Source organism: Pseudoalteromonas sp. T1lg21 (assembly GCF_002964625.1).
GTDB classification, from domain to species: domain Bacteria; phylum Pseudomonadota; class Gammaproteobacteria; order Enterobacterales; family Alteromonadaceae; genus Pseudoalteromonas; species Pseudoalteromonas gelatinilytica.
Map to the genome: position 1 here is coordinate 578,263 of NZ_PQBX01000060.1, position 20,771 is coordinate 599,033.

Below are 20,771 nucleotides of genomic sequence, written 5' to 3' on the forward strand. Positions count from 1 at the left end.
TTAATACGCTATTAGCGGGTATAAGTGTTTTTGATTTCTATGATGCTATCTATTTGGCCGATAAATAAATCAACTAGTTGCGGGTCAAAATGCTTACCAGCTTCGTCTTTCAATAAGTCGAGCGCTTCTTCAACCGACCAGGCTTTTTTATAAGGGCGTTTTGAGGTTAAAGCATCAAACACATCTGCAATGGTGACAATACGGCCTTCAATACTAATTTCTTCGCCTTTCAGGCCATACGGATAACCCGTACCATCCCATTTTTCATGGTGTTCAAGGGCAAGCTTATGAGCAAGTTGCAATAACGGCGAAGTTGAGTTCTCTAAAATTTTCGCACCGATTAAGGCATGTTGTTTCATGTGTTCGTATTCGTTTTCGTTCAAGCGTCCAGGTTTTAATAGCACTGAATCAGGAATGCCTATCTTACCGACATCATGCATAGGCGCTGCCTGTTTAAGCTGCTCTGCCTCGTACTCGCTCATGCCATAGGCAAGGGCGAGTACTTTACTGTAGCGGCTCATTCTTGCAATGTGCTCACCGGTGTCGGTGTCTTTATATTCTGCAGCGCGGCCTAAACGTTGGATCAAATCAATGTGGGCTAATTGTAGTTGTTCAGCTTGCACTAAAGATAAATGATTTTTAACACGCGCCCTGACAATCGCAGGGCTAATTGGTTTGGTAATATAATCGACTGCACCTAGAGCAAAGCCTTCAGACTCATCCTGCTCATGAGAAAGTGCGGTAACAAAGATAACAGGGATATGAGCAGTTTTAGGATTTGCTTTCAATACTTTACAAACTTCAAAGCCGCTCATGTCGGGCATCATTATATCGAGCAAAATCAATTTAGGAGGTTCATTCTCAATAAGCTGAAGAGCAAGCTCGCCAGATTTTGCAAACGATAAGCGATAATCTTTAGCGAGTACTTCACGGATCACTTTTAAATTGGCTGGTTCATCATCGACGACCAAAATTCTTGCACGTTCTGAGATTTGCGTCATACGTGTTCCTTAGCAGCTTGGAGAGTATGCTTTAAAGCTGATAAAGCAGTGCTTGCTGCATCAAAGTCAAAGTTTTCAAAATGCGCACAAATTTCAACAACCTGATCTTGGTAGGTTGCCGGTGCTTGGGATTGCACCAGGCTTAATAAATCATCGTCTATTTCTGCATGCTCAGCTTGCGCTTGCAGTGCCTCAATTTGGCTAATAAATGCGCCCAACGACGTTTCGTGTATGGGTTGCTGTTGTGAACTAGACTGCGGCTGATCTGCAAGCAATGCAATCAGCGTTTGCCATTCCTGTTCGCACTCTGCAATGAGTGTAGGGAAGCTTTCCTTTTCACGTTCTTTCTCAGCGTTTGATAACAAGTATAATAATTTTGCGAGGGCTAAATTACCCGCGACTCCTTTAAGAGTATGCAAAATTGCTTTTTGTTCTTCTTCACTGAGCATTGGTTCCGTCAGTCGTAGAATACTCTGTTGATGATTGCTTAGGAATAAGCCAATTTCCGTATTTAATTTCTCTTTGCTTCCCCACATCAAAACACCTTTGTCGTAGTTGATGTGCTTTTTCTCATCACCGACTTTATTGTTAGTGATTTTATTTACTTCTAAACCAAGCACTTTCGCAATTTCATGGTTCAGCTGGTTAATATCAACGGGTTTATTCGCAAAGCCATTCATACCGGCCTGCTTTGTAGTAATTTTATCTTGTTGTAAAACACTCGCCGTCAACGCGATGATAGGTGTAATTTTTAAGCATCTGATTTTCTCTATTTCGCGGATTTCTTTACAGGCCGTAATGCCGTCACATTCCGGCATATGTATATCCATCAAAATCACATCAAAGCTTTGCTGTTCAAATGCTGCAATGGCTTCAAGACCATTGTGAGCCGTACTGATGGTGTGCCCAGCTTGCGATAATAAAATGTTCAGTAGCTCAACATTTTGCTCAATGTCATCAACCACTAATATGCGAAGTTTTGGTAAGTTTAATTGATTACAAGTTAGGGTATCGACTTGGCTGATATCACCTTCTTGTAAAGGAAGGCTAAAGTAGAAGCAGCTGCCTTTACCTTCTTCACTAATAGCACCAATTGAACCACCCATTAATTCAACAAGCTGCTTACTGATAGTCGTACCAAGGCCTGTGCCACCAAATCGGCGTGTCATGGTACCATCGGCTTGTTCAAATGGCTGGAAAATAGCGTCTAAGCGGTGCTTGGCTATGCCTATCCCGCTGTCTTGTACTTCGAAAAACAATTGTTTATTTTGAGTTTGACTCACCGTAATTGTGACAGACCCTTGCTCTGTAAATTTAATCGCATTACCGATGAGGTTATTCATCACTTGGCGAATACGGGATTCATCGCCAATATAAATAGGCGCAACATTATCAGCGATAATCAAATCAAGCAGAATATCTTTACGCTTCGCCTCAAGCCAAAAAGTCGAGACGATATTGTCGAGCAAGGCTTGTAAGTTAAAGTGCTCAGCATGAATATCGAGTTTGCCTTTTTCTAACTTTGCAGAATCTAGTACTTCATTGAGCAAATGCAGCAGTGAGCGAGCTGATTTATTGACGGTAATAATATGTTTTTGTTGCTCTTTACTAAGAGGACTATCCATTAATATGTCGCTAAAGCCGATTATCGCATTCATTGGCGTGCGAATTTCATGGCTCATATTTGCCATAAATGATTGTTTTGCTTGTGCTGCGGCTTCAGCTTCTTGCTTAGCCTTTTTGAGTGATTCTTCATATTCGTGACGAGCGGTGATATCAATCAGTACACCATCGATCCACTTTTGTTTAGAATCACTATTTTCGTTAATTGTTCCTTGGTCTAAAACCCACACAACTTTGCCATTTCGATGGCGAATGCGGTACTCAACCGCATATTGGTTTCTTTCAGCTATGGCTTTTTCCATAACTTCATCAATATGCGCTACATCATCGTTATTAATGATTTGAGCAAATGTAATTTTACCATCAGTAAATTCTTGAGGGCTGTAACCTGTTAAGTCAGAAACACTGGGGCTTATAAACTTCATCGTCCAGTGTTCATCTAACAAACAACGAAATACAGCGCCTGGGGTATTGTTCATTAAGGTACGATATTGTTTCTCTTTTTCTTCGAGACTTTGCTGTAGTGCACGTTGCTCTGTTAAATCGGTTATAAAGCCAACAAACAGTGTTTCTGCGTTAGGCTGTTTTACTTCACCAAGGCCAAGTCGAATAGGAAATAAATGACCATCTTTGTGCTTCGCAAACACATTACGGTTAACGCCAATCACTTTTTTAACTTCATGCCTGCTACTATCAGCTAAGTAACCATCATGTTGCGCGGCTATATCGTCGTTCATTAATAGTTTTACGTTTTTGCCCAGTACTTCGTCTTGGCGCCAACCAAAAATAGTTTCTGCTGATTTATTAAAGCTTAAAATAATGCCATGAATATTAATTGTTACGATACCATCTATTGCGGTGCCTAAAATGGCATCTAAGCGCGACTCTTCTGCCGATTTTTCAGCAAGTAATAAGCGAAAACGCACCATGCCGTTAATAATCCCAACCAGAGCAGTCAATAATACGGTAGCAAATGAAACGCTAATGGCGATAAAAGTAAGTTGCGACGTTTGAACGTTTTCAGATAACAAAGGTGAGGTTGCAACAAAGCGGGTGGCGGCCATTCCCATATAGTGCATACCCGCTACAGCAAAGCCAAATATAATGGCGCAAATGATTCGGGTTTGTAACACAGTGAGTTTTTTAAAGTGCTCGCCTAAGTGAAATCGCGCATATAAGCCGACAAAAGATAATGCAACTGCCACCACAATTGATGCTGCAAACCAAGCCGGGTCGTAGCGAAGCAGCGGACTCATTTGCATGGCGGCCATGCCCGAGTAGTGCATCGCACCAATGCCAGAGCCAAGTAATACAGAGCCAATGAGTAGCTTTATTGTTGTTGGTATTTGCTTTAAATCTTTGCGTTTCAAAAATGAAAATGCGGTATAGCAGGCTAAAAATGCAGGAATAAATGAAAAAAATGTCAGTGTAGGGTCGTACTCCACGGTGGTGCACAATGAAAAAGCCAGCATGCCGATAAAGTGCATACTCCAAATCCCACCTGACATCACCAAGGCACCTGTTGCACTGCCTAATTTACGGTACGAATCAAATTGAGTTCTATTTGCTAAATCAATGATATGGAGTGAAAAATAAGCAGCAAAAATAGCCGTAGCAATAGAAAGAGCAACTAAGCTTGAATCATAGACACCACTTACTATGAAGCTGGGGTCTTGATCGGTTATAAAAAATTTCGCGAGCATAATATTTTTTTGAAACGGCTTGTAATAGCAGTCTAATACAAATTGTTCTGAATTTAGAGAAAAACCTATCACTTAAGTACGTAGGATTCAAAACCTTGGCTATATTTAATTAAAAAGGAGTAGTTCGAGGTGGGTAGATGAGAAGAACCGAGCAAACTTTAGTTGAACAAATGCAAATTAATGATGTAGAAATTCAGCACAGAATGAGTTTATTAGGGCTGACTTCAAACAGTCTCTCATCATTATTAAACTACAAGCCCATTATAGAATCAGCCATTGAAAATGTGGTTAATGAGTTTTATAAAAAGCAAACCGAAGTAGATGAAATTTCGTTATTAATTGGTGATGCGGATACTTTAACACGGCTCAGAGATGCACAAAGGCAGTATATAATCGATTTATTTTGTGGTCGTTACGAGCATGAATATGTTAACAACCGTCTACGTATTGGTATGGTGCATAAGCGTATTGGTGTTGAACCTAAGCTTTACTTATCGGCGGTGTGTACTTTAAAAGAACTCATTTTTAATGTGCTTCGCACCACAATAAGCAATCAAGATGAGTTAAATCATACCCTTAACATCATTGATAAATTGATTTACTTTGATACGACTTTGGTCTTTGATACTTATATCGACAGCTTAGTGGGCGAAATTGAAAATGCGAAACGCCGCACCGAAGTCTATGCGAAAGGCCTTGAAGAAAAAGTCGCTCAGCGTACTCAAGAACTTGAGAAGCTAGCTAAGCTTGACCCACTTACTAACCTCTACAACCGGCGTGTCATGCAAGAGCTATTACAACGCGACCTTGCCAGAGCCAGACGTCACAAATCGCCATTAACGGTTGTTTATTTTGATCTCGATGACTTTAAGTCAGTAAATGATACACAAGGGCATTTAAAAGGCGACGAAGTCCTTAAATATATAGGCCAATACTTACTTGATAATATTCGCGAGATTGATATACCGTGCCGTTATGGCGGCGATGAATTTTGCATCATCTTACCCGATTGCGAGTTAGATAGCGCCTTTACTATTTGTGAAAAACTTATAGCCGCATTTGAACAACAATACCCTGAGCTTCATCTAAGTTTTGGTCTTATTGCAGCGCCACTTGATAGCACGGTAGATGCTGAAGAGTTAATTAATCGAGCCGACAAAAAAATGTATCAGGCAAAAGAGCATAAGGGTTCATACATTATGCGTTAGCGAGTCATACGCTTTACAAAAACAACGACGAATAAAGCAAGCGAAAAGCTACCACAAAATGCTTCTATGGCTGCGATTAACCTCGAAAAACCTATTGGCGTAATGTCACCATAGCCAAGGGTTGTAAAAGTCACCACGCTGAAGTAAAAACTATTCAACAATGCCGACAAATTGCTTTGAAATGAATTTTCAAAGCTCAGTTGCATGACAGAATCTTGGTAACTTACCCCAAATAGGAAATAACAAAATGCACAGCAAATAATGAGTGACAGACTAAAGCGAATGACATTTTCGGGCTTTTCGCCATAACCACAGAGCATATCTATAAAGCTGGAAGTAATTTGCTTGGTTGAGCCTTTTCGGTATTGCGCATGACGCATTCTTAATTCTTTGTAGGTGAAGTTACCGGCGAGCTCAAAAAGCCCTTGATGTTCAGAGGCTTTTCTTAAATTGCGATATATTTCTTCAGATTGCTCAAATAAGTCTCGTGCTTCATCATGCTGTTTATTTTTACGTGCTTTAAATGCAGCCGCTTCTTGTAATAATTGGTTACCCAACTCGATATTATCAATTCTGCTGTCGTTGAGTTTGATGCCCAATAAGTTGGTATTTTTTAAATCACAGTAATGTAAACTCGCACTATGTAAATTGGCTTTCATTAATGAAGCGTTGGCTATTTTATTATTAAATAAATGAGCGCCCGTTAAATTCGCACGATAAAAATTACAATAGGAGAGATCATAACCTTCTTCGTCATCCTGCTTGATCAGGTCTAACCCTGAAAGGTTCGCTCTTTGCAATTGCAGGCCTTCTAATAAGCCACCTTTTTTTGCATAGCGCTCTAATTTTTGGGTTAGATCTAGCCCTGATTTATCAAATTTACTATCATGCCAAAAGCAAAATCCAGAGCCCATATCTGTTTCTTGGCACTTGTTACCTGTTGGGGAAATATAACTACAACATGGTTTGTCAGGCATAAAGATGAAAACTTATTTGTGAGTCATCTTTATAGATTAGCAGCTATTTGACAGGGTAAAATGGAATCTCTCATATTTATTAATTGAATTGGCTTATCTTTGTTGGATTACACCTTAAAGCGCAGTAAACGCAGAACCACAGTGGCAATTAAAGTTGCCCAGCAGAAACTCACTGTTTATGCACCTTTTTATGTTCCACAAACTGAGATTGATGCCTGGCTTAAGACCAAGCAAGATTGGGTCGCTGAACAAATTGCCAAACAATCCATTCATGCTGAACGCCGTCAACTTCCTCTTGCAAACGCGACAATTAAGTTGTTTGGGCAAGATGTTCCGATAGTATTTGCAAAAGGCACTAAAAGCATGTGGCAACAAGATGCACACGCTAGGCTTACCTTATCTATTTCATCGCGCGTCAAACATCAAGAAGCTAACTACCTAGCATTGCTTGAGCAGTTTTTACATGAAAAGCTTGAGAGCTATATTGAAATGCGTGTTCATGATTATTGTGTACAGATGTCTGAAGCACTCCCTACAAAGCTTAAAATTCAACATTATAAACGTCGTTGGGGCAGTTGTAATAAGCGCCGCGAGCTGACTTTTAATCTACATTTAGCAAGTGCGCCAACCTGGGTGATTGATTATGTGGTTGTACACGAACTTGCGCATCTTTTGCATATGAACCATAGCGCTAAGTTTTGGCAACGTGTGAGCCAGTTTTATCCAAATTATAAAAAAGCAGAGCAATGGCTTAAAGCAAATGGAAGTAGTTTGAGTTGGTAGCTTAAGTTAGCGAGAGTAAAGTTAGAAAGAGTAAAGTTAGAAAGAGTAAAGTTAGAAAGAGTAAAGTTAGAAAGAGTAAAGTTAGAAAGAGTAAAGTTAGAAAGAGCAAAGGTAGAAAGAGCAAAGGTAGAAAGAGTAAAGGTAGAAAGAGTAAAGAGTGGTGGAGGGAGCTGGATTCGAACCAGCGAAGGCTGAGCCGTCAGATTTACAGTCTGATCCCTTTGGCCGCTCGGGAACCCCTCCACACAGATTTTTACTATTGCATTTGGCCCCACTTTTCTAAGAAGGAAAGTGGTGGAGGGAGCTGGATTCGAACCAGCGAAGGCTGAGCCGTCAGATTTACAGTCTGATCCCTTTGGCCGCTCGGGAACCCCTCCAATGCAACGGCGCTGATAATAGCAAACTGATTATTTAAGTAAAGAAAAAAACTAAAGAAAAATGCATAAATGCCGATAACTGGTTAATCAAGAAACTATTTGGCTAAAGACTATGCAGATTGATGGTTTGTTGCTCACTGAGAGTCAACTCGATAATCGTCTAAATAAAAGTGTACACGAGCACCGCTCTGGAGAGTTTGCTTTATTACTAGCAATGCTTTCTCATGATGCGCTCGATTTTAGCCAGTTTCACCTGCCAAAAACAGAATTAACCAGTCCTGATGTATCTGAATCGGTTCTGCGTAAAGAACTCGGTGCTGGTCCATCACAACCATTAGCTCCTGAACAATTCGATATGTTGATAGGCCAAGACAATGCATTTAAATTACTGCAAGGTGGTTTGTCGGATATTAGGTTACATCATTGCTTAAACCCAGAACCGCTGAATGTCCGTGATGACAAGCTGCATGTGCCACTTGAAGTGATTGATAACTGTGAGCCAGCAGTTAGAAAACGTTTTTATGAAAAAAATAAACCTGTGGAGCGCCCACAAATCGACGCTGCTGCATTTTATGATAGCCTTACCGACGAGGCGATACATCAACCCCTACATTTAGCTACAGCTTAAGTATAAGTGGCTTAATCGAACTGTCATAGACTACGAATAAACTAAGAATACACTTATATTTAAGTAAAACTGCAAAAAGTACAGCTAAATTAAGATGTGCTTGTTATAATAGCAGTCTATGGCTTTTGCCATTGTCATTGAACCAAGTTACTAGGACTATAATGAAGAAAACATTCACGCTAAACCACGAGAAAATTAAATACCCTCGTATGGTTGATGCAGCCAAGCACGAAGTAAAAAAATACTTAAAACGTGAGCGTAATAAAACACTCCCAGCAGATGCCGATTATTGGGCGTTTGACTGTAAGTTTGGTGAATCAGCGGATGAGGCCAATGTCGTTCACGTGGCAGAGATTAATAAATGTATCAGCGATATTGAAGCTAAAGGGCTTACATCGTTCTACGTTGAGATCTTAGCGCGTCCTGCACAGCGTCAACAGCAAGAGTTTGACGAAGAGTAATATCCATACTGTTCTGCAGTTATACTCTTACCAAAAAAGGGCCTTCAGGCCCTTTTTTAGTTTTAGTAATTAATCAACGTGCAAATGGATCGGCATTGATTTTTTCTATGTACCAATTGCCTTTTTTACGCATCATTTTCACACTGCGCATATCATCAACTTTTTTACCGTTAAAGTAGCCTGTGAAGATTAAATTGATATTGGCTTTATCACCGTATTGTTCGCGTAGACTCATATTGGTCATATCGACTTCAATTACCACCTCGTCGTATTGCATATTGACTAGGTTGCGAGCGAACTGCCCAGCGGTACCGTAAGATTTCATAATACGCGCCATTTTTGGGGTGGCGTATTCCATAGCAAGGTTCAAATCGTTTTGGTTATATAAGGCATCGAAATACAGAGTCGCCACATTACCAGGGGTGTTTTTTTCGCCTTTAGGCGCATCTTCAGAACCGCAACCGAAAAGAAAGCAGCTACTTAATAGAACAAAAATTAAGAGTATATTTTTCATTGTTGTTGTTTTACGAGTTAACTTGAGATTAAGTGTGTGACTAAATCAGCTTGATGTAAAGTTAACTCGGTAAAATTATTGGTTTTATTTATTTTGGGTAATAAAAAAGGATGCATCTCTGCATCCTTTTTTGACAACTTAGTTGTTATTACTGAACAAGCTCTTTGTCGCTGAATTCTTCAGCAAATAATGGACTAGATAAGTAACGCTCAGTTGCACTTGGTAAAATTACCACGATATTTTTGTCTGCGTTTTCAGGTTTTTCAGCAAGGCGTTTTGCAGCAACGACTGCAGCACCCGATGAAATACCCACTAAAATACCTTCGTTTTTCATCAGTTCGTGAGCCATTGCAATAGCATCTTCATTTGATACTTGCTCTGCGGCATCAATCACTTCTAAATCAAGGTTGCCAGGGATGAAGCCTGCACCGATACCTTGAATTTTATGAGGACCCGGTTTAATTTCTTCGCCAGCTAAAGTTTGGCTAATAACAGGTGAGTTAGTTGGCTCAACAGCAACAGATTGCACGTTTAGGCCTTTTTCTAGTTTAAGGTAACGGCTAACACCTGTAATAGTACCACCTGTACCAACACCTGCTACGAAGATGTCGATTTTACCGTCCATTGCTTCATAGATTTCAGGACCCGTTGTTTCGAAGTGAATTTTCGGGTTTGCTGGGTTTTCGAATTGCTGTAAAAGAATGTACTTTTCAGGCTCACTTGCTTGAATTTCTTTTGCTTTTTCGATTGCGCCATTCATGCCTTTAGCGCCATCAGTCAATACTAGGTTGGCACCTAACGCTTTTAATAGTTTACGACGCTCTAAGCTCATTGTATTAGGCATAGTCAGTGTTAATTTATAACCACGTGATGCAGCAACGAATGCAAGCGCAATACCTGTGTTACCAGATGTAGGCTCGATTAGCTCTTTGTCTTTGGTTAATACGCCTGACTTTTCTGCTTCCCAGATCATTGAAGCGCCAATACGGCATTTAACACTAAAGCTTGGGTTACGTGATTCTACTTTAGCAAAAACATTACCTGAGGTTACGCGGTTAAGCTTTACAATTGGTGTATTACCAATCGTTAATGAATTATCTTCAAAAATGTTAGACATAGTGTTCCCTTGGAAGCAATTTATTCAATCGTGACCAAATAGCTTAGGCTACCGATCTGTAATAGTCACACTTTACTGTGGTGAATAAAAAACGAAAGTAAAGTTTGGCTATAACATATAGCGAATAGGCTTATAGCATTTAGTAATAAGGTGGGAAAAGAAGGGCGCGCACCCAAAGGTGCGCAAAGTCAGGTTAGAGTAACCAAGCGTAGCTAAATTTAGCAAATAAGGTGCGCTGCTCTTTGGTGATGGATGAAAGCTCATCATCTTGGTAGCCATTATCAGAGTAGCCAGCAAAGAATACCGTTTGCGGATTCAACTTGTAAGAATACAATAGTTGAGTGGCGAGGTTTTTATATTGGCTATCTACATCATCTATGTAATTAGCTTGATTACGCTCTAAGTCAGTATAAATGACTGCAAGGCGTACAAAGCTATTTACGTTGAATTGATAAGTTAAACGCACATCACTTAAATTAGCGGTAAATACTTCACTGCCATCAGCCTCAAGCTGCTCATAAGTATGACGTAAACGTACTTCAAAATGTTTACCAAGATTCATATTCAGTACTGGGCGAATATGGAATTTATCACCAACGCGGTTATTCGCTAAGTCGACAGCATTACCTGTATACATAAATAAAGAAGCAAATACCCCAGCGGTTGGCTTAAAGTCACTATAAAAGCCAACGCCATTTTCGCTAAACATATCTGTGTTGCCATCAATATCTAAACGTGATTTATCATGACGAAGGCCGGTTCGGTTTCTGTGTTCAACAGACAGCTCAAAAAAGCTTTGTAATGGACCACTCACAGAAAAGCTAGTCTGTGCTTCTTTTTCAAGAAGTTCGTTATTTTCGTTATGAGTAATATCCCAATCGGCATAAAGGTTTGCGCGATTCCACCAATTACCTTTATCACCATACCAACGGTATTCACCCCCAGTCGTAAACTTCTTAAAATCAACTTGTGAGATAAAACCTAAGTCTGCTCTCAAATCGGCATCGCATAATTATAATCGGCAAATGCGCGCCAATATTTCTCGTCGTGCTGATACTTTACATAGTAACCAGTGCCTGATTGCTGTTCTTTACTTAAAACACGCAGTACGCCTTCGTTGTAGTCGCAGTCACTATTTAATTCACAGCTTACTTGCTCTGGCTGTGAGCAGTTATCTCCATCACATAACTCATCTATGAAGTCTTGGCTGTATTGCGTTTGTGACTTTAATACTTGCACTAAAAAAACATCGTTGACTGTTGGTTTGTATTTACTATCAATACTGTAAACCGTGTTCTTGTAGTCATCACTTTGTCTGTGTGTTGCCGTTGAGCCAAGTGATAACCCTGATTCAAAATCGTATCGATAACGCAGGGCACCGTTTTCACCTTTTTCGTCGAGGGCGACAAGCGATGAACCTAAATTGCCCGGGATCAACACATTTGTTCGTGTGTCATTGGCAATGAAACCGGCAAATGTATGGCCATTTTTGCTGCCGGTGATTTTCGTGCCGTAATCTGGTTGGGCAATATTACGGGTATGAATAAGGTTAAGTGTTGAGGCAAAGTAGTCAGCGTTATCTAAAAAGAAGGCGCGCTTTTCAGGGAAGAACAAACTGAAATTATTGTTCACGCTCAATTGTGCGACATCCGCTTCGACCTGAGAAAAATCAGGATTAATGGTCGCATTTAAAGTAATGTCTGGGGTGATCCCCCATTTTACATCGAGACTGGCTTCAGTATTGTTTTCTGACTGCCAATCTGCCACTTCTGAGCCATCAATATCACGGGTCTCATTTTTGCCAAGCACCACAGATGGAATAATTGCCACGTTGTTGCCTTGCTTCGCTTGTTCAAAGCCTTGGTAACTTGGCATTTGGCAAATCCAACAGTTGTTACCATGGTCAATCTGCATACTTGAGATACGTAAACGTTCACTGCGCGGTAAAAAACGTAAAAACTCCATTGCCATGGTTTTACTTGCCACGCTGTCGTCAAAATTTAGTACGCGTAAGGGGATTGCAACTTCAACGGTGTATCCGTTTTCGTGAATAACACCCACACTATCCCAAATACCATCCCATGATGAGCTCTCATGTTTAGTCAGTTCGTTTTCTATTGAATCTTGCTGTACACCAAGTGGATTGATAAAAAATTGATACGCTAATTGAGAATTATTGTATGAATCAATTTTTAGACCAACTAAGTCATCATCCCATGCCGCATCTCGGTCACGGTAAAAAGCACGAATAAGTTCCGGGTTAGGGTCGTTTGCTTCAAAGCCAATAAAAAGTGTTTCGCCATCTTCATAAACATAGGCGTGGGTGGTGACTGGGCTTTTACTGTTCTCATAAGGCCAAGTGACGTTGTCTATGGTGATTTTTTTTGCACGTTGCCAACTTGGCTCATTTAGCTTGCCATCAATTGTTGCTTGCTCTGCAATAAAAGGGAGGGTGACAGGTTGGCTGGTGGCCAAGGTAGTAAAAGGCACACTCAATAGAGCGGCACTTAATATTGATTTATACATAAGCACTATACGGGTATTCAAAACTGCGAGCATGTTATTAATTTGCAACATTGTTAACAAATGCAACGCGACAGGGCGCATATATTTACGTTCAAATTAGATTCCGACAAGCTGTGGTGGTAATTTGCGCAGTTAAACGTTAATTTGGCTGTTTTATAACAAAAGTAAACTAAAACGTGGTAAAAGATTACCACCTAAAAATTGAAGTGATCGTTATGAAGTTAATTCTAAAATTAATTGCCGGTATTGTTGCTGGTATCTTAGTGGGCTTATATGTGCCACTAACAGGTGTTGAACTCCTTTACACAGTAAAAGAAATAATAGGTCAGTTGATCACCTTTACCATTCCCCTGATTATTTTATTTTTTATTGCATCAGGTATTGCTGGCTTACCAAAAGGTTCAGGCCACTTGTTAGGCAAAACAGTTGGGTTTGCTTATGGGTCAACAATAATCGCGGGTACTTTAGCGTTTCTACTGGTAAGTGCCATGATCCCATTATTTGATGGGGGTTTAACGTTTGAAGCCGAAGTAGCAACAGAAGTAGGCAGCTTTATTGATTTAGAAATCCCGCCTTTAATGAGTGTGATGACGGCATTAGTGACCGCATTTGTGTTTGGCATTGGCATGAGTCAATTACAACTTGAAACACTGAAAAAAGTGTCTGATCAAGGCCGTGATGTTATCGATGCTTTATTAGCAAAAGTGATTATCCCAGCGTTACCTTTTTACATCGCCGGTGTATTTGCTGAAATGACAGTCGCAGGCACAGTGGTTGATACCTTACAAACCTTTGGCATTGTTTTATTAGCTGCATTAATTATGCATTGGTTGTGGTTAACATTTTTATACGTTTCAACGGGACTACTACTAAAGCGTAATCCATTAGAGCTTGTAAAAAACATGCTGCCAGCTTATTTTACTGCTTTAGGTACAATGTCGAGTGCTGCAACAATTCCTGTTTCACTTCGTTCAAGCAAAGCAAATAACGTAAAAGAAGACGTTGCTAACTTTACCGTGCCTTTATGTGCAACCATTCACTTGTCTGGTTCAACAATCACGATTGTGACATGTGCAATGGCTGTGATGTTCTTATCACCGAATATGGATGTACCATCACTATTTGGTATGTTGCCGTTTATTATGATGTTAGGTGTTGTAATGATTGCTGCACCTGGTGCACCAGGCGGCGCTGTTATGTCAGCACTGGGCCTACTAACAAGTATGCTTGGCTTTAATGAAGGTGCTGTTGCACTGATGATTGCACTTTATTTAGCACAAGATAGCTTTGGTACCGCGTGTAATGTAACGGGTGATGGTATTATTGCTTTATGGGTTGATCGTTTTAGCGAGAAAGCCTCGGCATAAAATTAATTAGTGAAACGATATTTTGATTTATCGTTTCACTTTTTCTGTGCTAATGTGGCACATTAAATTGTGCGAAAGCAGCTATTTGGGTTTTTTGAGGGTGTTCCATTGATTAATGTACTTTTAGTTGATGACCATGAGCTTGTACGGACAGGGATCAGACGTATACTTGATGATGTTCGTGGTTTTAAAGTGGTGGGTGAAGCTAAAACCGGTGAAGAAGCGGTGCAATTTTGTCGCCAGCATTCACCTGATATCGTGTTGATGGACATGAATATGCCAGGTATTGGCGGTTTAGAAGCGACGAAGAAAATCTGTCGTTATTGCCCAGATGTAAAAATTATTGTGCTTACTGTGCATTGTGAAGATCCATTCCCAAGTAAAGTAATGCAAATCGGTGCTCATGGTTATCTGACCAAAGGTGCCGGCTCTGATGAAATGGTTAACGCCATTCGTGCGGTGAATGCAGGCCAACGTTATATTGCACCTGAAATTGCACAGCAAATTGCTCTTGCGCAGGTAAGTGGCCGTACAGATGAAAACCCATTCCAGAGTTTATCTGAGCGTGAGCTGCAAATTATGCTGATGATCACCAAAGGTGAGAAAGCGCAAGACATCGCAGAACGTTTAAACCTGAGTTCAAAAACAGTGAATAGCTATCGCTATCGCATGTTTGAAAAGCTAAATGTGGGTGGTGATGTTGAACTTACTCATTTAGCAATCCGTCATAAAATGATCGACATTGATAGTTCGCATTAATTTGCTCAATGTCTGATTTCGAACCAGCCCGTTTTCTAAAAACACTATCAAGTGAGCCCGGTGTCTACCGAATGCTTGATAGTGAAGGGCAAGTTATCTATGTCGGTAAGGCAAAAAATCTAAAAAAGCGCGTCAGTAGTTACTTTCGAAGTAATGTCACTGATAGTAAAACGCGTGTCTTAGTAAGTAATATTTGCGGTATTGAGGTCACCCTGACCAACACCGAAACGGAAGCCTTATTACTCGAAAACAACCTAATTAAAAAATATCAGCCTCGTTACAATATTCTGTTACGAGATGATAAGTCTTACCCGTATATTCTTTTAACTGATCACACGCACCCGCGTCTGGCGTTTCATCGCGGCAGCCGAAAAATTAAAGGCGAATATTTTGGTCCATTCCCAAGTGCAGGAGCGGTATCAGAAAGTTTGCGTTTAATGCAAAAAATCTTTCCGGTTCGCCAATGTGAAGATGCGTATTACCGAGCTAGAAGCCGTCCATGTTTACAATATCAGTTAAAACGCTGCTCTGCGCCGTGTGTAAATAAAATTTCCGATGAAGAATATCGACAAGAAGTTGATTTTGTTCGCAAGTTTTTGCTAGGCAAATCTCATGAAGTCATTGCTGATTTAATCACCAAGATGGAGCAAGCGAGCAAAGAGCTCAAATTTGAGGTTGCTGCCAAAGTGCGTGACCAAATTATGCTACTGCGAAAAATGCAGGAGCAACAATCTATTTCGGGTAATCATGCGGAAATGGATGTGATTGGCTTTGCGCATTTAAATGGTTTAAATGCGGTTCATTTATTAATGATCCGCGATCACAAAGTGCTAGGCAGCAAAACTTATTTCCCAAAAGTACCTAAAGATTCCGGTGAAGAAGAAATACTGACTTCGTTTTTAGGTCAGTATTATTTAGCACCTGGTGCAACGGGGCGCATTGCCAAAGAAATTATCTTACCGTTCAGTATTGAAGAAAGTGAGCCTTTAAGTGAAGCACTTACGGCAATCTCTGAGCGTAAAGTTAGTTTAAAAGTTGCCAATCGAGGTGAGCGAGCACAGTATTTAAAGCTTGCTAATAAAAATGCTCTGAACAGCATTAGTGTTAAACAAAGTACCCAAGACTCCATTAATAAACGTTACGCGCAATTAAGAGAAACATTACGTCTCGATGATATTAATCGCATGGAATGTTTTGATATCAGCCATACAATGGGTGAAAACACGGTTGCAAGTTGTGTGGTGTTTGATTCACAAGGACCTAACAATAAAGAGTATCGCCGTTTTAATGTTACTGGCATCACCGGTGGCGATGATTATGCCGCGATGGAATTTGCACTTAATAAACGCTACAACAAAGTCGTTGATGAAGAAAAAATACCCGATGTTATCTTTATCGATGGGGGTAAAGGGCAACTATCTCGTGCTGAGCAATATTTTGAAAACTGGCCGCATAATAAAATGCCATTGCTGGTGGGTGTTGCAAAAGGCACAAGTCGAAAACCTGGGTTAGAAACGCTATTAATTGATGGCGGACGTAAAACAATTCCACTTGATTCAGATGCGCCAGCACTGCATTTGATTCAGCATATACGTGATGAGTCGCACCGTTTTGCCATTGCTGGGCATCGTAATAAACGCCAAAAACAACGCACACAATCATTATTAGAAGAAATTACTGGCGTTGGACAAAAGCGCCGACAAGCATTATTAAAATATTTAGGGGGCATGCAAGGGGTAAAAGCTGCTAATATAGACCAATTAAAACAAGTTCCTGGGATCAGCCCTGAAATGGCTGAGAAGATATTTAATCATTTGCATGACAAGGCGTAGCCTTCGTGCGAATATAGAAAAAAAGACATCTCCAAGTAGTTATGTGGAATATTCCAAACACACTCACAACCTTTAGACTTTTTCTTATCCCCATTTTTTTGGTGATATTTTATTTGCCTTTCTCATGGGCGTTTTTCGCTGCTGCGTTTGTTTTCTGGCTTGCGTCGATCACAGATATCCTTGATGGTTATCTAGCACGTCGTTTAAATCAGTCAACGCCATTTGGTGCGTTCTTAGATCCGGTTGCAGATAAAGTAATGGTGTGTGCGGCACTGGTTGCTTTATCGAGTCATTATCAAACCTTGTATATGACTATTCCGGCATTAGTGATTATTAGTCGTGAAATTGTTATCTCTGCATTACGTGAATGGATGGCAGAGCAGGGTAAACGTGACAACGTAGCTGTATCAAACATGGGCAAGTTTAAAACTGCGGCACAAATGCTAGCCATTATTGGTTTGATTTGGCAGTTTGATACATGGATGATCTACTTAAGTTATGGTCTTTTATACATTGCAACATTCTTAACGCTTAGTTCTATGTTGCAGTATTTAATAGCAGCATGGTCAGAATTGACCAAAAATTGATCCTAAACGTTTAATTACACACCGTTTTAGATAAAAAATAAGCAAACAGTTCAAAACTAGCATTTTTTATATTGACGCGTTTAATAATCTCTGTAGAATGCGTCCGTGTTGAGAGGGCATAGCCCCCAAGATAAAGAAAGCGGCACTAGCTCAGTTGGTAGAGCGCAACCTTGCCAAGGTTGAGGTCACGAGTTCGAGCCTCGTGTGCCGCTCCAATTATCTAATTTGGCGGAATGGCAGAGTGGCCATGCAGCGGATTGCAAATCCGTCCACCTCGGTTCGACTCCGGGTTCCGCCTCCATTCAACACTCCACGCGCTCTATGAGCAACCCGATGCCCGGGTGGTGGAATTGGTAGACACAAGGGATTTAAAATCCCTCGCTGGTAACAGCGTGCCGGTTCAAGTCCGGCCCCGGGCACCATTTTTAGTGGTAACTAATAAAAAATTTGCGGCACTAGCTCAGTTGCCAGAACGTTATCATCGCAACCCTAAGGTTGTGCACCAACGGACAAAATACTGACAGAAACAAATTTGCGGCACTAGCTCAGTTGCCAGAACGTTATCATCGCAACCCCAAGGTTGTGCACCAACGGACAAATTACTGACAGAAACAAATTTGCGGCACTAGCTCAGTTGGTAGAGCGCAACCTTGCCAAGGTTGAGGTCACGAGTTCGAGCCTCGTGTGCCGCTCCAATTATTTGGAAGCGATAAGGCGGAATGGCAGAGTGGCCATGCAGCGGATTGCAAATCCGTCTACCTCGGTTCGACTCCGGGTTCCGCCTCCATATAATACTCCACATGCTCTTACGAGCGACCCGATGCCCGGGTGGTGGAATTGGTAGACACAAGGGATTTAAAATCCCTCGCTGGTAACAGCGTGCCGGTTCAAGTCCGGCCCCGGGCACCATTTATACAAAATACCTCTTCTTTATTTCATTTATATTTCTTTTCATAACCTCATCTAACTATTTTTTTATTGCCAAAATAGCTTTATAGTTTCCTTAGTCTTTTTAAATCAGCTAATGCGTTTTAAGTTTTCAGCACTACTGAATTCACTAAATAGGATCAAGGAAAGAGAATGGAGCAATTTAAACGTGGCTTAAATCAGTTCTGGGTAGGCGCAGTGTTTGGGCTTTGCCTAGCGATCTCGTTAGTACTTATTCCTGTTGCGATTATTATGTCGAACATTAACGACGTTCTGAAAATTCATGAGGTGAGCGTGCTTGTTGATAAAGTATCGACCGTCTTCGATAAATCAGAACAGGCTATTAGTAATGCGAAAGCGGCGCTAACCGATTTTGATAATGACGTGATGATGGATATGCTAAGTGCTGTACAATCTTATCAGCAACAGACACAGCCACTGTTATCCGTAGAACAAAAACAAGCATTAAAAGATCAAATTAAAGAGCAGCTTGTTGCTAAGCTTGAGTCCAAACTTAACGAGCAACAAATTGCATTCATCATGTCTGTCTTTGAAAAGTTAACAAATACAAAAAAGGAAGCGCAAGCGCTCCCTAATTAAGTATTTACTAAACGTGATTATTTACGCCACGCGCCTTTAGGAATAGTTTGATCGAGCTTTTTGTTTTGCGAAGGGTCGAAAGTAGGTAATTTACCTGCTTTACGTTGTGAGTTGTAATCCTTCGCAAGCCAAATAACGACGCCCGATAACATAAACAAAGCGATGACGTTAACAATAGCCATTAATCCCATCGAAATATCGGCAAGCGTCCATACTAATGGTAATTCACCGAGCGCACCAAACATCACCATACCAAGTACCAGTAATCGGAAAATCAACATGCCCGATGCATGGTTATGCTCCAAAAACAATAAATTGGTTTCGGCGTAAGAATAATTTGCAACAATCGAGGTAAATGCAAAAAATAAAATTGCAATCGCAACAAAAGTGGCTCCCCAGCTACCAACATGTTCTTCAAGAGCAGCTTGTGTTAATGCAATGCCAGTCACACCGGAATCAGGTATAAGTTGTTGTGATAATAAAATAAGGGCTGCAGTTGCAGTACAAATAATAATTGTATCTACAAATACACCGAGCATTTGCACATAACCTTGTGAGGCAGGGTGCGGTGGGTTAGGTGTTGCCGTTGCAGCTGCATTTGCAGCGCTACCCATACCTGCTTCATTAGAGAATAAGCCACGTTTAATACCCTGGATCATCGCCTGCATAACACCATAACCAATTGCACCTGCGCCTGCTTGCTCGATACCAAAGGCACTATTAATAACATGCATAAATACGTTCGGTAATAAATCGTAGTTCATGGCGCATACATAAAGTGCAACTAACAAATAAGCCAGCGCCATAAATGGCACAACCATTTCTGCAAAACGTGAAATAGTTTTTAAGCCACCGAAAATGATAATACCTGACCCTAATACTAAGCCGATACCTACAACATAGTTTGGAATACCAAACGCAACATCAAATGCAGCAGCAATAGAGTTTGATTGAACAGCATTAAATACCAAGCCAAAAGCTAGAATAAGGCAAAGAGAAAAGATCACGCCCATCCAGCGTTTGCCTAACCCATATTCCATATAATAAGCAGGGCCACCACGAAAGTTGCCATCTTCATCGACCGTTTTATATGCTTGGGCAAGCGTACTCTCGGCAAAACTTGTCGCCATACCTATTAAAGCAATAAGCCACATCCAAAAAATTGCACCGGCACCACCTAAATAAAGTGCAACAGCAACCCCCGCCATATTACCTGTTCCAACTCGTGCAGCTAATGAAGTACAAAAAGCTTGGAATGAAGAAATGCCCTCACCAGAACCTTGGCGGCTCTGAAACATCACTTTGATCATATGTGGAAATTGAGTGAATTGGATAAAACCGAGTCGAAGAGTAAAAAATAGCCCCGCAGCTATTAAAAGGTAAACCAGAATGTGACCCCAGAGGAGACCACTTATACTATTTATAATGTCTGTCATTTTTCTTGCCTTGTGAGCGAGTGGAAAATCTGCGGCGCAAGTTACCATAACAAGCGAGGAGAGTTTAGTTATTCTGCTAAAAAACCTCAGTTATCCACAGTCGTTTGTGGGTAACGTGTTTGCATTTGGTGGGTATCTAAATAATTTGAAAATAATCAAAAAAACCTTCAAAAAGTGCTTGCGTTAAAAATCCATCTCCCTATAATGCGCATCCACTGACACGGCGGGCAGCAATGAAAAGCGCTGAACAAGGTAACAGAGAGTTAAGTAAAACTTCGGTTTAAAACGGTCTAAAAAGAAAGTTTAAAATTAAGTGTTGACTCGAAAATTTAAGGATGTATTATA

Annotated in this window: 17 protein-coding genes and 8 tRNA genes; 15 read left to right on the forward strand and 10 right to left on the reverse strand. The window is 40.7% G+C overall.

Annotation, left to right across the window (positions count from 1 at the left end):
• Window positions 1-11: 11 nt before the first annotated feature.
• Together C2M25_RS16605 and C2M25_RS16610 are read right to left on the reverse strand one after the other, a co-directional pair.
• Complete coding sequence (locus tag C2M25_RS16605) at window positions 12-1,001, reverse strand: response regulator (protein WP_105181607.1); 990 nt, start codon at window positions 999-1,001, stop codon at window positions 12-14.
• Window positions 998-4,327, reverse strand: coding sequence for a PAS domain S-box protein (locus tag C2M25_RS16610; protein WP_105175328.1), 3,330 nt, complete (start codon window positions 4,325-4,327; stop codon window positions 998-1,000). Before C2M25_RS16610 ends, C2M25_RS16605 begins: the two co-directional genes overlap by 4 nt.
• A gap of 137 nt (window positions 4,328-4,464) precedes the next feature.
• Here C2M25_RS16610 and C2M25_RS16615 point away from each other — a divergent pair, with 137 nt between their 5' ends.
• On the forward strand, window positions 4,465-5,535 hold the full coding sequence (locus C2M25_RS16615; protein ID WP_063707124.1) for a GGDEF domain-containing protein: 1,071 nt from the start codon (window positions 4,465-4,467) through the stop codon (window positions 5,533-5,535).
• On the opposite strand, the gene C2M25_RS16620 is transcribed toward C2M25_RS16615, so the two are convergent.
• Window positions 5,532-6,512, reverse strand: coding sequence for an ion channel (locus C2M25_RS16620; RefSeq protein ID WP_105181608.1), 981 nt, complete (start codon window positions 6,510-6,512; stop codon window positions 5,532-5,534). The genes C2M25_RS16615 and C2M25_RS16620 overlap by 4 nt on opposite strands.
• Before the next feature lie 102 nt (window positions 6,513-6,614).
• Here C2M25_RS16620 and C2M25_RS16625 point away from each other — a divergent pair, with 102 nt between their 5' ends.
• A complete protein-coding gene (locus C2M25_RS16625) occupies window positions 6,615-7,295 on the forward strand; it encodes a M48 family metallopeptidase (protein WP_105175108.1) in 681 nt (226 codons plus the stop codon).
• Window positions 7,296-7,453: 158 nt separating this feature from the next.
• Here C2M25_RS16625 and C2M25_RS16630 read toward each other — a convergent pair.
• Window positions 7,454-7,538, reverse strand: a tRNA-Tyr gene (locus tag C2M25_RS16630).
• 49 nt (window positions 7,539-7,587) lie between these two features.
• Window positions 7,588-7,672: transfer RNA gene (locus C2M25_RS16635), tRNA-Tyr, on the reverse strand.
• A gap of 112 nt (window positions 7,673-7,784) precedes the next feature.
• Between C2M25_RS16635 and C2M25_RS16640 the strand changes: the two genes are divergently transcribed.
• Complete coding sequence (locus C2M25_RS16640; protein WP_063707128.1) at window positions 7,785-8,300, forward strand: VC2046/SO_2500 family protein; 516 nt, start codon at window positions 7,785-7,787, stop codon at window positions 8,298-8,300.
• 161 nt (window positions 8,301-8,461) lie between these two features.
• Window positions 8,462-8,761 carry a DUF6172 family protein gene (locus C2M25_RS16645; RefSeq protein WP_063707161.1) on the forward strand — a complete coding sequence of 100 codons (300 nt, stop codon included), beginning with the start codon at window positions 8,462-8,464 and terminating at the stop codon, window positions 8,759-8,761.
• A gap of 73 nt (window positions 8,762-8,834) precedes the next feature.
• Here C2M25_RS16645 and C2M25_RS16650 read toward each other — a convergent pair whose 3' ends face one another.
• The 4 genes from C2M25_RS16650 to C2M25_RS16660 form a co-directional block, all read right to left on the reverse strand.
• The gene (locus C2M25_RS16650; protein ID WP_063707163.1) at window positions 8,835-9,275 is read right to left on the reverse strand and encodes a hypothetical protein; all 441 of its coding nucleotides are present in this window, start codon (window positions 9,273-9,275) and stop codon (window positions 8,835-8,837) included.
• Between the two features lie 148 nt (window positions 9,276-9,423).
• Window positions 9,424-10,392, reverse strand: coding sequence for a cysteine synthase A (gene cysK, locus C2M25_RS16655; RefSeq protein ID WP_063707165.1), 969 nt, complete (start codon window positions 10,390-10,392; stop codon window positions 9,424-9,426).
• Window positions 10,393-10,585: 193 nt separating this feature from the next.
• The gene (locus tag C2M25_RS22055) at window positions 10,586-11,389 is read right to left on the reverse strand and encodes a hypothetical protein (RefSeq protein ID WP_234003596.1); all 804 of its coding nucleotides are present in this window, start codon (window positions 11,387-11,389) and stop codon (window positions 10,586-10,588) included.
• Window positions 11,386-12,918 (reverse strand): carbohydrate binding family 9 domain-containing protein, encoded by a 1,533-nt coding sequence (locus C2M25_RS16660; protein ID WP_234003597.1) that lies wholly within the window; start codon window positions 12,916-12,918, stop codon window positions 11,386-11,388. The genes C2M25_RS22055 and C2M25_RS16660 overlap by 4 nt, the downstream gene beginning before the upstream one ends.
• 215 nt (window positions 12,919-13,133) lie before the next feature.
• Here C2M25_RS16660 and C2M25_RS16665 point away from each other — a divergent pair, with 215 nt between their 5' ends.
• From C2M25_RS16665 to C2M25_RS16715, 11 genes are all read left to right on the forward strand, one after another.
• A complete protein-coding gene (locus tag C2M25_RS16665) occupies window positions 13,134-14,285 on the forward strand; it encodes a dicarboxylate/amino acid:cation symporter (RefSeq protein ID WP_105175327.1) in 1,152 nt (383 codons plus the stop codon).
• 108 nt (window positions 14,286-14,393) lie between these two features.
• Window positions 14,394-15,044: a UvrY/SirA/GacA family response regulator transcription factor gene (gene uvrY, locus C2M25_RS16670; protein WP_054553647.1), complete on the forward strand. Its 651-nt coding sequence runs from the start codon at window positions 14,394-14,396 to the stop codon at window positions 15,042-15,044.
• An 8-nt stretch (window positions 15,045-15,052) separates the two neighbouring features.
• Entirely contained in the window at window positions 15,053-16,876 is a 1,824-nt protein-coding gene (uvrC, locus tag C2M25_RS16675; protein ID WP_105181609.1) for an excinuclease ABC subunit UvrC, read from the forward strand.
• A gap of 41 nt (window positions 16,877-16,917) precedes the next feature.
• Window positions 16,918-17,463, forward strand: coding sequence for a CDP-diacylglycerol--glycerol-3-phosphate 3-phosphatidyltransferase (pgsA, locus tag C2M25_RS16680; RefSeq protein WP_063707169.1), 546 nt, complete (start codon window positions 16,918-16,920; stop codon window positions 17,461-17,463).
• 139 nt (window positions 17,464-17,602) lie between these two features.
• A tRNA-Gly gene (locus C2M25_RS16685) sits at window positions 17,603-17,678 on the forward strand.
• 12 nt (window positions 17,679-17,690) lie between these two features.
• Window positions 17,691-17,764: transfer RNA gene (locus C2M25_RS16690), tRNA-Cys, on the forward strand.
• 34 nt (window positions 17,765-17,798) lie between these two features.
• A tRNA-Leu gene (locus C2M25_RS16695) sits at window positions 17,799-17,885 on the forward strand.
• Window positions 17,886-18,082: 197 nt separating this feature from the next.
• A tRNA-Gly gene (locus C2M25_RS16700) sits at window positions 18,083-18,158 on the forward strand.
• An 18-nt stretch (window positions 18,159-18,176) separates the two neighbouring features.
• Window positions 18,177-18,250: transfer RNA gene (locus C2M25_RS16705), tRNA-Cys, on the forward strand.
• 35 nt (window positions 18,251-18,285) lie between these two features.
• Window positions 18,286-18,372 (forward strand) — tRNA-Leu (locus C2M25_RS16710).
• Between the two features lie 171 nt (window positions 18,373-18,543).
• Window positions 18,544-18,990 carry a hypothetical protein gene (locus tag C2M25_RS16715; RefSeq protein ID WP_105181610.1) on the forward strand — a complete coding sequence of 149 codons (447 nt, stop codon included), beginning with the start codon at window positions 18,544-18,546 and terminating at the stop codon, window positions 18,988-18,990.
• A gap of 17 nt (window positions 18,991-19,007) precedes the next feature.
• Here the strand turns inward: C2M25_RS16715 and C2M25_RS16720 are convergent, their stop codons facing one another.
• Window positions 19,008-20,426, reverse strand: a complete 1,419-nt coding sequence (locus tag C2M25_RS16720; RefSeq protein ID WP_105181611.1) for an alanine/glycine:cation symporter family protein — start codon at window positions 20,424-20,426, stop codon at window positions 19,008-19,010.
• Between the last annotated feature and the right edge of the window lie 345 nt (window positions 20,427-20,771).